The sequence below is a fragment of the Amycolatopsis australiensis genome (assembly GCF_900119165.1).
GTDB classification, from domain to species: Bacteria; Actinomycetota; Actinomycetes; order Mycobacteriales; family Pseudonocardiaceae; genus Amycolatopsis; species Amycolatopsis australiensis.
In genome coordinates, this window is sequence record NZ_FPJG01000006.1 from 1,242,205 (window position 1) to 1,256,321 (window position 14,117).

The following is a 14,117-nucleotide window of genomic DNA, read 5'->3' on the forward strand; positions in this document are numbered from 1 at the left end:
TCAACATACCGAGCGGTATGTCGATGGGCAAGGCACGATTGTGCCATGGACGTCTCGGCTGCCGAACGCGCGGTGACCTCCCGGCACCTGCGCCGGGTGTGGGCGCTGCCCGCAACCGTGCTGGGCCGCAGCGGCTGGCCACCTTCGCTCGGGCAGCGGCTGCACTGGCACTGGAACTACTGGTGGCAGGCCCACCTGCTGGACACGCTGGTCGACGCCCAGCTGCGCGCGCCGTCGCCGGCGCGGCTGAGGTTGATCCGCTCGTTCGTCCGTTCGGTGCGGCTGCGCAACTTCGGCAAGTGGACGAACGACTACTACGACGACATCGCATGGCTCGGCCTTGCGCTGCAACGGGTTTCGTCGCTCGGCATCGACGTGGGCCCGGCACTGGCGGCGATCGACACGCAGCTGCTGTCGGGCTGGACAGCGGCGGCGGGTGGCGGAATCTGGTGGCGTCGCGGCGACGACTTCAAGAACGCCCCGGCCAACGGCCCGGCGGCAATCTTCCACGCCCGATCGGGAAAGCTCCCACGCGCCCGCGCCATGACGGACTGGCTTTCGTCCACATTGGTCGACCCGGCGACGGGACTCGTCTGGGACGGAATCCGCGCGGACACGGGCGAGCTGGTGAAGCACATCTATACGTACTGCCAAGGGGTTTACCTGGGCGCGTGCCTGGAGCTGTCCGAAGTGGACAATGCGGCGCGCACGGTCCGCGCGGTGGCCGGGCACTGCGCACCGGAAGGAGTGATCCGAGGCCAGGGAGGCGGCGACGGCGGCCTGTTCGCGGCGATCCTGGCCCGCTACCTGGCCTTGGCAGCGCGGTCCCTGCCGGGCCCGGAGGCAGCGACGGCCCGGTCGTTGGTGCTGAAGTCGGCAGCGGCCTGCTGGTCAGGCGCGGCGGAGGGCCCGCTGTTCAGCGCGTACTGGGACCGCCCGGCACCATGGCCGTTGCCGGAAGACGCACCGGAACGCGACCTGTCGGTCCAGGTGGGCGGCTGGATGCTGCTGGAAGCCGCCGCGACGCTGGCGGACTGACTCAGCACCCGCAGGAAGCGCCGTGCAGGAAGCGGGGTGTCAGCAACGCCGTCTCCGGGGGACGGTCCGGGTCCGCCATCCGGGACAGCAGCAGCTGCACCGCCCGGCGTCCGATGTCCGCCACCGGCTGGGCCAGCGTCGTCACCGCCGGGCTCACCCGGCGGGCCCAGTCCATGTCGCCGTAGCCCACCAACGCCAGCTCCGAGCCGATCTTGATGCCCCGGCGGTGGGCTTCGTACTGGACGCCCACCAGCATCGACTCGTCCGCCACCACCAGCGCTGTCGGGGAGGGCCAGCCGTCCAGGAGCTTGGCCGTCGCGCGGGCCGCTCCGCCCGGGGTCGACAGGCCGCACTCCACCAGTTCGCGGTTGAAGCGCAGGCCCGCCTGCTCCAGGCCCAGCCGGTAGCCGCGGACGCGCTCGCGGCTCGTGCCCAGGCCCTCGTCGCCCGAAATCAGGCCGATCTTGCGGTGCCGTCGCTCCGTCAGGTGGCGGACCAGCGACGCCACCGCGTGCACGCTCTCCGTGCCCACCTGGTCGACGTCGTTGCGCGCGGTGAGCCGGTCGACCAGCACGGTCGGCACGCCCATCCGGACCAGGCCGTTGATCACCGCTTCGTCGCCCGCCGACGGCACCAGCAGCACGCCGTCGACGAGGTCGGCCCGCAGCGCGCGGACCACCGCCGCTTCCTCACTGACCGTGTCGCCCGTGTCCGCCAGCGTGACGTCGCAGCCGGCTTGCGCCGCGGCCGCCCTGATCGAGCGCAGCAGCTCACCCGAGTAGGGGTTCGCGTGCACACCCATCGCGACGCCGATCCGGTAGGTGACCGGGGGGTCCCACAACCGGAGCTCCGGCGAAAGTGCGGTCATAAGCCCTCGCAGACGCTCAGCGGAAAGGTATCCGCTCAACGCCCGCGGGATGACACGAAAACCGCAGAATCACTGATGTGAGTGAATCGGCGGGCAGCCACACGACTCACGATGACGCAGAGTGGGTGCCAGCCGGACCGTCTCGGCCTGCCGGGACGGGTCGTTGATCCGGGCGAGCAGCAGCCGCACCGCCTGCCGGCCGATCTCCTGGATCGGCTGCGCCATCGTGGTCAGCGGCGGATCCACGAGGTCCGCCCACTCGACGTCGTCGTAGACCACCACCGGCAGGTCACGCCCGATGCGCAGGCCACGCCGCCGCGCCTCGTGCAGCACCCCGACCATCATGCTGTCGTTCCCGACGACCAGCGCCGTGGGCGGCTCGGGCAGCGCCAGCAGCGTGCTCAACGCGAGCGCCCCGCCGTCGCGTGAGGAGTTCCCGCAGGCCACGAGCTCGGACGACCACGTCAGCCCGGACCGGCCGAGCCCCAGCCGGTAGCCGAGCACGCGCTCCTCGCTCGTCGACAGCCCCGGCGCGCCGCTGATCATCCCGATCCGCCGGTGCCCGAGCGTCGCCAGGTGCGCGGTGAGCGCCGACGTCGCCTGGATGTTCTCCGACCCGACCTGGTCGACGTCGGTGCGGGTGGCCAGCCGGTCGATCAGCACCGTCGGCACGTCCAGCGACACCAGCTCGCCGATCACCGGTCCGTCGCCGGGCGCGGGCGTGATGAGCAGGCCGTCGACGCGCCGGGAACGCAGCGCCCGCACCGTGTCACGCTCGGTGCCGGCGGTGTCGTGCGTGTCGGCCAGCAGCACGGTGTACCCGTGGGCGGACGCCTCTCGCTCGATCGCCTGCATCAGCGTCGCGAAGTACGGGTTGGCCACCAGCGAGATCGCCATCCCGATCGACCGCGTCCCGCCGGTGACCAGGGAACGAGCGATCGCGTCACCGGTGTAGCCGGTGGCCTCGATCGCCCGCAGCACGGCCGCCTTGGTGTCCTCGGCGACCGCCCGCGTCCCGTTCACGACGTGCGAGACGGTCGTGATCGAGACGCCGGCGAGTTCGGCGATGTCGCGCTGGGTGGGTCGCGACGACCTCGGCTGAGGCATGCCAGTCCTTTCCGGCAAGCGTTTGCGCAAACGCTTGCGTCCACGCTGCAGTCTGTCTACCTTCCCGACCATCGGCAAGCCCTCGATCACCAAGGGTGGAAATCATGAGACAGCGAAGTCTCACCGCACTCACGCTGGCCGCCGTCCTCGCCGCGACGACCGGGTGCACGGTCGAACGCCACTGGGGCGGCAACACGAACACCGGCGGGAGCGGCAAAGCGAAGGTCGGCCTGGTCACCAAGACCGACACCAACCCGTACTTCGTCGAGCTGCGCAACGCCGCGAGAGCCGCCGCGCAGGCCAACGGCGCCGACTTCAGCGCCCTCGCCGGCCAGTTCGACGGCGACAACGACGGCCAGGTGCGCGCCATCGAGAACCTCCGGCAGCAGGGCGCGAACACGATCCTCATCACGCCGAGTTCGTCGACCGGCGTGCTCAAGGCGATCAAGGATGCCCGCGACGCCGGCGTCCTGGTCATCGCCCTCGACACCGCCACCGAACCGCCCGACGCGGTCGACGCCACCTTCGCCACCGACAACTTCGCCGCGGGCGAGCAGCAGGGCGCCTACGTCAAGGCCGCGCTCAAGGGCGTTCCGCCCAAGCTGCTCATGGTCGACGGCACCGCCGGCAGCTCGGTCGACACCCAGCGCCACGGCGGCTTCCTCAAGGGCATCGGGCTGACCGACGGCTCGCCCGAGATCAAGGGCCACACCGCCGCCAACGGCGACCAGAGCCTCGCCCAGCAGGGCATGGAGAACCTGCTGCAGCGCAGCACCGACATCAACGCCGTCTACTCGATGAACGAGCCGATGGGCCGCGGCGCGTACGCGGCGCTGAAGGCCCGAGGGCTGACCGGGCAGATCGTGATGGGCTCGATCGACGGCGGCTGCGAAGGCGTCCAGAACGTCAAGGACGGCCAGTTCGCCGCGACCGTCATGCAGTTCCCGAAGAAGATGGCCGAGCAGGGCGTGCTCGCCGCCGTCGAATACGCCAAGACCGGGAAGAAGCCGTCGGGTTTCGTCAACACCGGGTCGGCCGTGATCACCGACAAGCCCGTGCCCGGCGTCGAAAGCCACGACACCGCGTGGGGCCTGCAGAACTGCTGGGGAGGCAACAAATGACCACGGCAGTGGCCACCAAGGAACGTGAGTCCCTCGGCGAGTTCTTCCTCCGCGCCCCGGCGATCGGGCCGGCGCTCGCGCTGGTCGTCGCCGTCGTGGTGTTCTCGCTGGCCACGGACACGTTCTTCGACCTCGACAACCTGTCCACGGTGGTCCAGCAGTCGCTGGTCGTCGGGACGCTCGCGCTGGGACAGACGCTCGTCATCCTCATCGCGGGCATCGACCTGTCGAACGCGTCCTCGATGGTCGTCGCGACGCTGATCATGGCGAAGCTGGCCGCGGCGGGCACGAACGGCTTCGTCGCGCTGCTCGCCGGCGTCGTGCTGACCGTCATCGTCGGCATCTTCATCGGCTCGCTCGCCACGCGGATCAAGCTGCCGGCGTTCATCATCACGCTCGGCACGTTCACCATGCTGACCGCGGTGTCGAAGCTGATCGCCGGCGGTCAGGCGGTGCCGGTGACCGACGGGCTGCTGCAGTGGCTCGGCACCAAGCGCTACCTCTTCGGCGGCATCCCGATCACCTACGGCATGACGCTGGCGCTGCTGATGTACCTCGGGATCTGGTACGCGCTGACGAAAACGGCGTGGGGCAAGCACGTCTACGCGGTCGGCAACGCGCCGGAGTCGGCGCGGCTGTCCGGCATCAAGGTCAACCGCACGGTGCTGTCGGTGTACATCGTGGCCGGGCTGACCTTCGGGATCGCCGCCTGGCAGGCGCTCGGCCGGACCCCGAACGCCGACCCGAACCAGTTCCAGCTCGGCAACCTCGACTCGATCACCGCCGTCGTCCTCGGCGGCACGAGCCTGTTCGGTGGCCGCGGTTCGGTGCTCGGGACGCTGATGGGCGCGCTGGTCGTGGCCGTGCTGCGGTCGGGCCTCACGCAGATGAACGTCGACGGCAACTACCAGGACCTCGCCACCGGCGCCCTGCTCATCGCCGCCGTCGTGGTGGACCGGATCGCGAGGAGGCAGCAGCAGTCATGACCGAACCGATCCTCCAGGCCCGTGGCCTGGTCAAGCGCTACGGCCGGGTGACCGCCATCGACGGCGCCGACTTCGACCTGCTGCCCGGCGAGGTGCTCGCCGTGGTCGGCGACAACGGCGCCGGGAAGTCCTCGCTCATCAAAGCCCTTTCCGGGGCGCTGATTCCCGACGCGGGCGAGATCAAAGTGGACGGTCGGACCGTCCACTTCAAATCCCCTTTGGACGCTCGGCACTACGGCATCGAGACGGTCTACCAGGACCTCGCCGTCGCGCCCGCGCTCGACATCGCGTCGAACATGTTCCTCGGGCGCGAGAAGCGGCTCAAGGGACCGTTCGGGCTGTTCCGCAAGCTCGACACCGCGACCATGCGGAAAGAGGCGCAACGGATCCTCGACGAGCTGGGCATCAACATCAAGTCGATCTCCCAGCCCGTCGAGACGCTTTCCGGCGGGCAGCGGCAGGGTGTCGCGGTGGCCCGCGCGGCCGCGTTCGGCACGAAGGCCGTGATCATGGACGAGCCCACCGCCGCCCTCGGCGTCGCCGAGTCCGGCAAGGTGCTCGACCTGATCGGCCGGATCCGCGACCGCGGCCTGCCGGTGGTGCTGATCAGCCACAACATGCCGCACGTGTTCGACATCGCCGACCGCATCCATGTGCATCGCCTCGGCAAGCGCGTCGCGGTCGTCTCGCCGAAGACGCATTCGATGAACCAGGTCGTCGGCCTGCTCACGGGTGCCCTGCGGCTCAACGAGAACGGCGAAGTGGAAGAAGCGGCCGCCGCGACGCACGTGGCCGGCTTGAAGTGAAGGTGCTGCTGGCGGGCCTGTGCACCGTGGACGTCGTCCAGCGGGTCGGCGAGCTTCCGGCGCCGGGCGAGAAGGTGCAGTCACTGCGGGTGGACGTCGCGGCCGGGGGACCCGCGACGAACGCCGCGGTGACGGCGGCCGCGCTCGGCGCCGAGGCGACCCTGCTGACCGTCCTCGGCGCACACCCGCTGGCGGCGCTCGCCCGCGCCGATCTCGAAGCCCACGGCGTCCGGGTCGTCGACCTCGATCCCGCGCGGACCGGCCCGCCGCCGGTCAGCGCGGTCGCCGTCCGCGACCGCGACGGCGAGCGCACGGTCGTCTCGCGCAACGCGGCCGGCTCCGAAGCCACGTGGAGCGGGGACGTCGACGCGGACGTGGTGCTCGTCGACGGCCACCACCCGAAGGTCGCGCTGGCCGTCGCACGAGCGGCCGGCGACGTCCCGGTCGTGCTCGACGCCGGGAGCTGGAAGCCCGTGCTCGACGAGCTGCTGCCGCTGGTCGACGTCGCCGCGTGCTCCGCGCACTTCACCGCGCCGGAACCGGGCCTGCACGCGCGCGGCGTCCCCACCGTCGTCACCACCGCGGGCCCGGGCCCGGTGCGGTGGTCCACTGCGGACGGCGGCTCGGGTGAGGTGCCTGTGCCCGCCGTGGAAGCGCGGGACACACTAGGTGCGGGCGACGTGTGGCACGGCGCTCTCGCCGTCGCCGTGGCCCGCGAACCGACGGTGACCGACCGGATTCGCTTCGCCAACGAGGTGGCCGCCGAACGGGTGCGGCATGTGGGACCGCGGTCGTGGACGACCGCGATCGCAGGAAGGAACAGGACATGACGGCGTTCGACGACCTGCTGGCCCGGGCCGAGGGCCTGACCGTGCGCGGGCAGCGCAACGTGCTCGGCATCGTGGGCGCGCCCGCGTCCGGCAAGACCACCCTCGCCTGGGCACTGGCCAACGCACTGGGCTCGCGCGCCGCCGTGGTCGGCATGGACGGCTTCCACCTCGCGCAGGTCGAGCTGCGCCGGCTCGGCCGCACCGAGCGCAAGGGCGCACCGGACACGTTCGACGCCGCGGGCTACTACCACCTGATCCGCCGCCTGGCCGAAGGCCGCGAGACGGTGTACGCGCCGGAGTTCCGCCGGGAGATCGAGGAGCCGATCGCCGGCGCGGTGGCCGTGCCGCCGGAGGTCCAGCTCGTCATCACCGAGGGCAACTACCTGCTGCTGCCGGACGACCCGTGGAGCGGCATCCGGCCGCTGCTGACCGAGGCGTGGTTCCTCGCGCCGGACGAGCCGGAGCGGATCGAACGGCTCGTGTCGCGCCACCGCCGGTACGGCCGTTCGCTGGTGGAGGCGCGCCGGCGGGCGCTCGGCTCGGACCAGCGCAACGCCGACCTGATCTCGCAGACCCGCGACCGGGCCGACCTGGTGCTGGAGAACCTGCCGCTGGCGAACTTCGCGATTTGACGCTCGTCGTCACGGGCGGCAGCCGCGGGATCGGCGCGGCCATCTGCTCGCTCGCCGCCGAGCGCGGGTACGACGTCGTGGTGAACTACTCCGGCGAGCCCGGGCCCGCGGAGGCCGTGGCCGCACGGGCGCGGGACCACGGCCGCCGGGCGCTGGCCGTCCGCGCGGACGTCTCCAGCGAGGACGACGTCCGCGCGCTGTTCGACGCCGCCGCGCGGCTGGGACCGGTGACCGCGCTGGTCAACAACGCGGCGATCGTCGGCAACACCCCGGGACGGCTCGACACCTACGAGGTGGCCGTCGTGCGCCGCACTTTCGACGTCAATGTGACCGGCGTGTTCCTGTGCTGCCGCGAGGCGGTCCGCCGGATGTCGACGCGGTACGGCGGCGACGGCGGCGCGATCGTCAACATCTCCTCGACGGCCGCGCGCACCGGCTCGGCCGGGGAATGGGTGCACTACGCCGCGTCGAAGGCCGCCGTCGACACCTTGACGTTCGGGCTCGCGCAGGAGGTCGCGGGGGAAGGCGTGCGGGTCAACGCCGTCCGGCCGGGCCTGGTCGACACCGGCCTGCACGCGGCCGCCGGCCTGCCCGGCCGGCTGGCGAAGTACGCGCCGCAGATCCCCATGGGTCGCGCGGGTGAACCGGTGGAGATCGCCGAAGCCGTGCTGTTCCTGCTGTCCCCCGCGTCGTCGTTCACCACCGGTGCGGTGCTGGACGTCGGTGGCGGCCGGTGACCGGCTGAACACCGTCCGGCAAACGCGAATGACCTTCGGTCACCGGCGTCCGCCTGCTGGGACGCCCGGAGACGGCGAGATCACGATCGGACGCGGAACTTGGTCACCGCGGTTTCGGCAGGCGAACGCTGTGCAACTCTGGGAAGCCGCCACGCGAAAGGACGGCTTCGAAAGCCATGGCCAAACTCATGTCCGTGCACCATCTCGCGCTCACCGTGACCGACGTGGACCGCAGCGTGCCGTGGTACGTGCGCGTCCTCGACCTCGAGGAGGTCACCCGGCGCGAAGAGCCGGACACGGGTCTGCGCAAGGTCGTGCTCCGGTCCGCCGGGGACGAGTTCTCCGTGGTGCTGGTCCAGCACGCGGACACCGGCAGACGCGGGTTCGACGAACGCCGGACCGGGCTCGACCACGTCGCGTTCCGCGTCGGCTCGACGAGCGAGCTGGCCGAGTGGGAAGCCCGGCTGGCCGAGTTCGGCGTCTCCTACCTGCCGACCGCGCCGTCCCGCACGTTCGAGGGCTCGCACGTGCTCGTGTTCCGCGACCCGGACGGCATCCAGCTCGAGATCTGGGCCGATCCGCAGCTGTGACTCAGGCCCGCGCGTCGTCGCGCTCGTCGACCGGGCGGCGCATCTCCTGGCGGTAGCGCAGCACACCGAAGCCCGTCCCGAACACGAAGAACGCGATGCTGACCCACAGCGCCGCCGTCTTCAGCCACGGCAGGGCGTCCAGCAGGCCCGCGCCGTAGTAGCCGAGCAGCACCAGCGTCGGCACCCACAACAGCCCGCCCAGCGTGGTCGCCAGCAGGAAGCGGCGCGGGGCCATCCGCGCGGCTCCCGCGATCAGCGGCGCCAGCGTGCGGATCCACGGGATCCACCGGGCCGCCACGATCGCGAAGAAGCCCTTCCGGTCCAGGAACCGCTGCGCGCGTTCCAGGTTGTGCCGGTTCAGCACCTTCCCGTCGCGGCGCACGATGAGTTTCGTGCCGCTGGTGCGCCCGATGTAGTAGCCGATCTGGTTGCCGAGGACGGCGACGATCAGCGCGGCACCCGACAGGAACCACGCGTTCGCGTCCGAACCGTGCTGCGCCAGCACCACGCCGGCCCCGAACAGCAGCGAGTCACCGGGCAGGAACAACCCGATGATCAGCGCGCACTCGACCAGCACGAAACTCAGCACGATGACCCAGACGAGCAGCGGTCCGGCGGTGTCCAGCCAGCTCACGCCGACGCCCGCGGCCTCGATGCTCACGACGTTCACACCCGGAGCCTACGTGGCCCAGGTGAACACCCCACGGCGAACGGCCAAATCGAGCTGTCCGGAACACGCGCTTCTACGAACGGTGAAGGCCCCCTCACCGGTGGTGAGAGGGCCTCCATCCACGAACTCACGGGCTCAGAACTGCGGCAGCGACTCGCCCTGCACCGCTTCGATGTCCAGCTCGACCTTCACGGTCGTGCCGACCGCTGCGACGCCGGCGCGGACCATCGCGCTGTAGTTGATCGCGAAGTCGCTCCGGTGCAGCGTCGTCTCCGCGTGGAACGCGGTACGCACGCCGCCCCACGGGTCCGGGCCCCAGCCGCCGTAGGTGAGCTCCAGCTCGATCTCGCGGCGCTCGCCGTGCAGCGTCAGCTCACCCACCAGCGTCCACGAGTCCACCCCGCGCTGGCGCAGCCCGGTGCTGGTGAACGTGATCACCGGGTGCACGTCGACGTCGAGGAAGTCCGGCGAGCGCAGGTGGTCGTCGCGCATCTTGATGCCGGTGTCGATGCTCGCCGCCTTGATCTCGGCGTGCACCGACGACCGCTCGGCCGGGCGGCCGATCTCGATCCGGCCCGACACGTCCGGGAACCGCGCCTTGATGCTCGCGATGCCCAGGTGCCGCGCGGTCGCGACGACCGACGAGTGCATCGGGTCGATCACCCACGGCCCGACGGGCGGCAGGTCGATCGCCTCGGCGACCGGGGCCAGCACGACGTCGCCGAGCGAGCCCGACCCGTCCGAGGCGATCTGCGCCATCCGGGCGACCGGGGTGTACCCGGCGGCCGTGACGACGGCGGTGTAGGTGCCCGGCGCGAGCGCGCCGGTCACCACCTCGCCGCGGACGTCGGCCGCCTGCCGGGCGACCTGCCGCCCGGCCGGGTCGGTCACGGTGAGCACCGCGTGCTCCACCGCCCAGCCCTCGGCCGTGCGGAAGGTCGCGCGCAGGCCGGTCATGACCGGTCGACCAGCTCGTCGAGGGCCTGGTCGTAGCTCAGCCGGACGTCGTGGCCGGCCTCGCCGCCGGTGAGCTCCACCTGGCTGGTCGCCGGCGGGTAGCCGCTCGCGACCACCGTGTAGGCGCCCGCGGGCAGGTCGCTCACCACGTACCGGCCCTGGTCGTCGGTCCGGGCCACGGCCGCGACGTTGCCTTCGGCGTCGAGCACGGTGATCCGCGCGTCCGGCACCACCCGGTCGCCCTCGGTCCGCGCGGTGCCGGTCAGCAGCACCGAGCTGGCCAGCTCGACGTCGTGGCGCAGCACGCCGCTGTCCGGCACGGTCAGCGTCACCGCGACGGGCCGGTAGCCCGCGCCGCTGGCGACCAGGGTGTAGGCCCCGGCGCCGACCCCGACGAAGGCGTAGGTGCCGTCCGTGGTCGTGATGAACGCGCCGTTCACCTCGCCGCGGCTGTCGGTCAGCGTCACCGTCACGTTCGGCAGCGGGGCGCCGGTCGCGGCGGCCCGCACGGTGCCGGTCAGCTCGCCGGAGCCGGTGAGCGTGACGTCGACCGTGGCCGGCCCGTTGCTGATCACGACGCTGGAGGCCTGCGGCTGGTGGCCGTGGGCCGACACGATCAGGACGTACTGGCCCGGGCCCTGGCTGGGCACCGAGTAGCTGCCGTCGGGAGCCCCGGTGGCCCGCGCGACCTGGCGGCCGCGCTGGTCGATCAGGGTCAGCGCGGCACCCGGCACGTGGCTGCCGTCCTGACGGCGGACGTGGCCGATCACCGGCACGCCACCCGCGCCGACGGGCACGTCGAGCTCGGAGTCCGCGACGGAGTTCGTGATCGGCAGCGCGCCCGACACGGCCTGGTAGTCACCGTGCCCGTTCGTGCTCAGCGCGTGCTTCCCGCCGCTGCCGACCAGCGCCGGCTCGCGGTCGAGCGGACGCACCGGCTCGACGATCTCGGTCGGCTCGTCGGCGTGCTCGTCCAGCAGCGCCTCGCCACCCTCCATGGCCGCGGCGGCCGGGGCGGCGTTGACCAGCGGGATCTCCTTCATGAACAGCAGCACGAGCGTGGCCAGCAGGGCCACCGCGCCGGCGACGTAGAACACCGTGGTGATCGAGTCGGTGAAGCCGATCAGGACCGGCGTCCGGATCGCCTCGGGCAGGTTCTGGATGCCGCTGGTGTCGCCGGTCAGGTTGCCGATACCGGCACCCGCGCCGGGCGGCAGCTGACCGCCGAACGCCTTGGTGATGTTCGGCAGCAGGGTGTTGAAGAGGATCGTCAGGAAGATCGCGACACCCGCGGTACCACCGATCTGGCGGAAGAACGTCGCCGACGCGGTCGAGACGCCCATGTCGCTGCGCGGGCCCGCGTTCTGCACCGCGATGATCAGCGTCTGCATGCACTGGCCGAGGCCCAGGCCGATGATGGCCGCCGCGACCAGCGGGTGCCACAGCTGCGAGTCGTACTTGACCTGCGCGAAGAAGAACGCGCCACCGGCGATCAGGATCGTGCCGATGATCGGGAAGATCTTGTAGCGCCCGGTCTTCCCGGTGAGCCGGCCGGACACGACCGAGCTGGTCATGATGCCCGCCATCAGCGGCAGCATCAGCAGACCCGACTCCGTCGGCGTGTAACCCTGCACAACCTGCATGAACTGCGGGATCATGGTGATCGCGCCGAACATCGCGACACCGACGATGACGCCGCCGATGATGGCCACGGTGAACGTCGAGTTCTTGAACAGCCGCAGCGGGATCAGGGCGGCTTCCTTCATCCAGCGCTCGATCGCGATGAAGGCGATGACGCCGACACCGCCGACGACGTAGCACCAGATGGCCTTCTGGTCGCCCCAGCCCCACTTCTGGCCCTGCTCGGCGACGATCAGGAACGGCACCACGGCGACGACCAGTGCGAGCGCGCCCCACCAGTCGATCTTGTGCTCGTGGCGCTCGTGCGGCACGTTCAGCACCCGCGCGACGACGAACAGCGCGAGGACGCCGATCGGCACGTTGATCAGGAAGACCCAGCGCCAGCCGTGGATGTCGTAGCCGAAGATGCTGCCGGCGTGCTCGATGCCCGCGAAGAACCCGCCCAGCACCGGGCCGAGCACGGTGGACAGGCCGAACACGGCGAGGATGTAACCCTGGTACTTGGCGCGTTCCCGCGGCGGCACGATGTCGCCGAGGATGGTCATGGCCAGCGACATCAGACCGCCGGCGCCGAGGCCCTGCACCGCGCGGAACGCGGCCAGCTGGTACATCGACTGCGCGAAGGTGGAAGCCAGCGAGCCGATGACGAAGATGCTGATCGCGGCCAGGTAGAACGGCTTGCGGCCGTAGATGTCGGAAAGCTTGCCGTAGATCGGCGTGACGATCGTCGAGGTGATCAGGTACGCCGTGGTCGCCCACGCCTGCAGGTCGAAGCCGTGCAGGTCGTTGGCGATCTTGACGATCGACGTACCGACGATCGTCTGGTCGAGCGCGGCGAGGAACATGCCGCACATGAGGCCGCTCAGGATCGTGACGATCTGGCGGTGGCTCAGCCGGGGTGGTTGCTTCACCTCGGCGTGTGCCGGTGCTTCGGTGGTGGAACTCATGCGTTGGCCCCCTTGGCCGGTGCAGTGGCGGACGCGTGCGCGTCGGCCAGCTGTGGAGAGTGGTTCTCGATACCTGTGTTGAGCCGGCCGAAGAGCCGGTTCAGGGTCTGGATCTCCCCTTCGGTCCAGTCCCCGAGTACTTCGGCCAGCCACTGGTTGCGCTTCTTGCGGTTCTCTTCGAACACCCGCATGCCCTCGGCCGTCGGCGCGAGCAGGCAGGCCCGCCCGTCCTCCGGGTCGGCCTGGCGCTCGACCAGGCCGTGCTGGACGAGCGAGCTCGACTGCCTGCTGATCGTCGAGATCTCGGAGTGCAGCGACTCGGCGAGCCTGCTGGTGCGCTGCGGGCCCTCGTGGATGAGGGTGAAGAGGATCGCGTAGGCCGCCCGTTCGATCCCGTCCGGACCCTGCTTGGACACCTGCGACTTCGCCTTGTTGACCAGGCGGACGAGACGGACGAGCTCGTGCCCGAGCTGGTCGGCGAGGTCCAGTTCGGCCGTGGGCCGGGTGGCGGAGCGGTTCGGTGCCATGGATGGAGTCCTTCACGGCGTTGGTTGGCGGCTGCAACTAGTTGCCTACGGCAAGAATGTGCCTTCACTAGCGGTTATGCAAGCGGAGGCGCCGCCGATGTGTCGGAACACACTTTAGTTGCCATATGCAAGCAGATTTCCGGCGGCTCCCGGAACAAACGCGGCGGCATCCGGTTGGTACAGCTATGACGGACGACACAGCGCTGAAGGACTTCCTCGCCGCGCGCCGCCACGGCGTGCTGGCCACGATCCGCCGCGACGGGCGGCCCCAGCTGTCCACGATCACGCACCTGTACGACCCGGAGACGAACACGATCACCGCGCCGATCACCGAGACCCGGGCGAAGACGAAGAACATGCGCCGCGACCCGCGGGTGACCTACCACGTGGGCAGCGAGGACGGCTGGAGCTACGTGGTCGCGGAAGGCCGCGCCGAGCTGAGCCCGCCGGCGGCGGCACCGGACGACGCGACCGTGGAGGCGCTCGTCGACTACTACCGCCGGGCGGCGGGCGAGCACCCCGACTGGGCCGAGTACCGCGCCGCCATGGTCACCGACCAGCGCGTGCTGCTGCGGGTGCACGTGGAGAAGCTGCTCGGACTGGTCCGTTGAGGCCGATTTCGAAAGAGAACTTCCGCTCTGCGGACTATCCGGGCTTACC

At 70.8% G+C, this 14,117-nt stretch carries 15 protein-coding genes; 9 read left to right on the top strand and 6 right to left on the bottom strand.

Annotated elements, in window-relative coordinates:
* The first annotated feature begins 45 nt into the window (after positions 1-45).
* Positions 46-1,038 (top strand): glycoside hydrolase family 76 protein, encoded by a 993-nt coding sequence (locus BT341_RS07130; protein ID WP_072475517.1) that lies wholly within the window; start codon positions 46-48, stop codon positions 1,036-1,038.
* A 1-nt stretch (position 1,039) separates the two neighbouring features.
* Here BT341_RS07130 and BT341_RS07135 read toward each other — a convergent pair whose 3' ends face one another.
* Together BT341_RS07135 and BT341_RS07140 are read right to left on the bottom strand one after the other, a co-directional pair.
* Positions 1,040-1,906: a LacI family DNA-binding transcriptional regulator gene (locus BT341_RS07135; RefSeq protein ID WP_072475518.1), complete on the bottom strand. Its 867-nt coding sequence runs from the start codon at positions 1,904-1,906 to the stop codon at positions 1,040-1,042.
* Positions 1,907-1,975: 69 nt separating this feature from the next.
* Positions 1,976-3,013 (bottom strand): LacI family DNA-binding transcriptional regulator, encoded by a 1,038-nt coding sequence (locus tag BT341_RS07140; protein ID WP_072475519.1) that lies wholly within the window; start codon positions 3,011-3,013, stop codon positions 1,976-1,978.
* A gap of 104 nt (positions 3,014-3,117) precedes the next feature.
* Here BT341_RS07140 and BT341_RS07145 point away from each other — a divergent pair, with 104 nt between their 5' ends.
* The 7 genes from BT341_RS07145 (at position 3,118) to BT341_RS07175 (ending at position 8,715) form a co-directional block, all read left to right on the top strand.
* Positions 3,118-4,134 carry a substrate-binding domain-containing protein gene (locus BT341_RS07145; RefSeq protein WP_072475520.1) on the top strand — a complete coding sequence of 339 codons (1,017 nt, stop codon included), beginning with the start codon at positions 3,118-3,120 and terminating at the stop codon, positions 4,132-4,134.
* Complete coding sequence (locus BT341_RS07150) at positions 4,131-5,120, top strand: ABC transporter permease (protein ID WP_072475521.1); 990 nt, start codon at positions 4,131-4,133, stop codon at positions 5,118-5,120. Before BT341_RS07145 ends, BT341_RS07150 begins: the two co-directional genes overlap by 4 nt.
* On the top strand, positions 5,117-5,926 hold the full coding sequence (locus tag BT341_RS07155) for an ATP-binding cassette domain-containing protein (RefSeq protein ID WP_072475522.1): 810 nt from the start codon (positions 5,117-5,119) through the stop codon (positions 5,924-5,926). The genes BT341_RS07150 and BT341_RS07155 overlap by 4 nt, the downstream gene beginning before the upstream one ends.
* A gap of 2 nt (positions 5,927-5,928) precedes the next feature.
* Positions 5,929-6,756, top strand: coding sequence for a PfkB family carbohydrate kinase (locus BT341_RS07160; protein ID WP_084743183.1), 828 nt, complete (start codon positions 5,929-5,931; stop codon positions 6,754-6,756).
* Positions 6,753-7,388, top strand: coding sequence for a nucleoside/nucleotide kinase family protein (locus BT341_RS07165; RefSeq protein WP_072475524.1), 636 nt, complete (start codon positions 6,753-6,755; stop codon positions 7,386-7,388). Before BT341_RS07160 ends, BT341_RS07165 begins: the two co-directional genes overlap by 4 nt.
* Positions 7,385-8,125: an SDR family oxidoreductase gene (locus BT341_RS07170; protein WP_072475525.1), complete on the top strand. Its 741-nt coding sequence runs from the start codon at positions 7,385-7,387 to the stop codon at positions 8,123-8,125. Before BT341_RS07165 ends, BT341_RS07170 begins: the two co-directional genes overlap by 4 nt.
* Before the next feature lie 176 nt (positions 8,126-8,301).
* Complete coding sequence (locus tag BT341_RS07175) at positions 8,302-8,715, top strand: VOC family protein (RefSeq protein WP_072475526.1); 414 nt, start codon at positions 8,302-8,304, stop codon at positions 8,713-8,715.
* Position 8,716: 1 nt separating this feature from the next.
* Here BT341_RS07175 and BT341_RS07180 read toward each other — a convergent pair whose 3' ends face one another.
* From BT341_RS07180 to BT341_RS07195, 4 genes are all read right to left on the bottom strand, one after another.
* Entirely contained in the window at positions 8,717-9,385 is a 669-nt protein-coding gene (locus BT341_RS07180; protein ID WP_072475527.1) for a DedA family protein, read from the bottom strand.
* A 135-nt stretch (positions 9,386-9,520) separates the two neighbouring features.
* Complete coding sequence (locus BT341_RS07185; protein WP_072475528.1) at positions 9,521-10,342, bottom strand: YceI family protein; 822 nt, start codon at positions 10,340-10,342, stop codon at positions 9,521-9,523.
* Positions 10,339-12,930, bottom strand: coding sequence for an MFS transporter (locus tag BT341_RS07190; protein ID WP_072475529.1), 2,592 nt, complete (start codon positions 12,928-12,930; stop codon positions 10,339-10,341). Before BT341_RS07190 ends, BT341_RS07185 begins: the two co-directional genes overlap by 4 nt.
* The gene (locus BT341_RS07195) at positions 12,927-13,457 is read right to left on the bottom strand and encodes a MarR family winged helix-turn-helix transcriptional regulator (protein ID WP_072475530.1); all 531 of its coding nucleotides are present in this window, start codon (positions 13,455-13,457) and stop codon (positions 12,927-12,929) included. The genes BT341_RS07190 and BT341_RS07195 overlap by 4 nt, the downstream gene beginning before the upstream one ends.
* Before the next feature lie 185 nt (positions 13,458-13,642).
* On the opposite strand from BT341_RS07195, the gene BT341_RS07200 reads away from it, so the two are divergent.
* The gene (locus tag BT341_RS07200) at positions 13,643-14,068 is read left to right on the top strand and encodes a PPOX class F420-dependent oxidoreductase (RefSeq protein ID WP_072475531.1); all 426 of its coding nucleotides are present in this window, start codon (positions 13,643-13,645) and stop codon (positions 14,066-14,068) included.
* Positions 14,069-14,117 lie beyond the last annotated feature (49 nt).

Coding starts and splice junctions, on each gene's coding strand:
- BT341_RS07130 (WP_072475517.1), top strand. CDS start 46: ATGGACGTCTCGGCTGCCGAACGCGCGGTGACCTCCCGGCACCTGCGC.
- BT341_RS07135 (WP_072475518.1), bottom strand. CDS start 1,906: ATGACCGCACTTTCGCCGGAGCTCCGGTTGTGGGACCCCCCGGTCACC.
- BT341_RS07140 (WP_072475519.1), bottom strand. CDS start 3,013: ATGCCTCAGCCGAGGTCGTCGCGACCCACCCAGCGCGACATCGCCGAA.
- BT341_RS07145 (WP_072475520.1), top strand. CDS start 3,118: ATGAGACAGCGAAGTCTCACCGCACTCACGCTGGCCGCCGTCCTCGCC.
- BT341_RS07150 (WP_072475521.1), top strand. CDS start 4,131: ATGACCACGGCAGTGGCCACCAAGGAACGTGAGTCCCTCGGCGAGTTC.
- BT341_RS07155 (WP_072475522.1), top strand. CDS start 5,117: ATGACCGAACCGATCCTCCAGGCCCGTGGCCTGGTCAAGCGCTACGGC.
- BT341_RS07165 (WP_072475524.1), top strand. CDS start 6,753: ATGACGGCGTTCGACGACCTGCTGGCCCGGGCCGAGGGCCTGACCGTG.
- BT341_RS07175 (WP_072475526.1), top strand. CDS start 8,302: ATGGCCAAACTCATGTCCGTGCACCATCTCGCGCTCACCGTGACCGAC.
- BT341_RS07185 (WP_072475528.1), bottom strand. CDS start 10,342: ATGACCGGCCTGCGCGCGACCTTCCGCACGGCCGAGGGCTGGGCGGTG.
- BT341_RS07190 (WP_072475529.1), bottom strand. CDS start 12,930: ATGAGTTCCACCACCGAAGCACCGGCACACGCCGAGGTGAAGCAACCA.
- BT341_RS07195 (WP_072475530.1), bottom strand. CDS start 13,457: ATGGCACCGAACCGCTCCGCCACCCGGCCCACGGCCGAACTGGACCTC.
- BT341_RS07200 (WP_072475531.1), top strand. CDS start 13,643: ATGACGGACGACACAGCGCTGAAGGACTTCCTCGCCGCGCGCCGCCAC.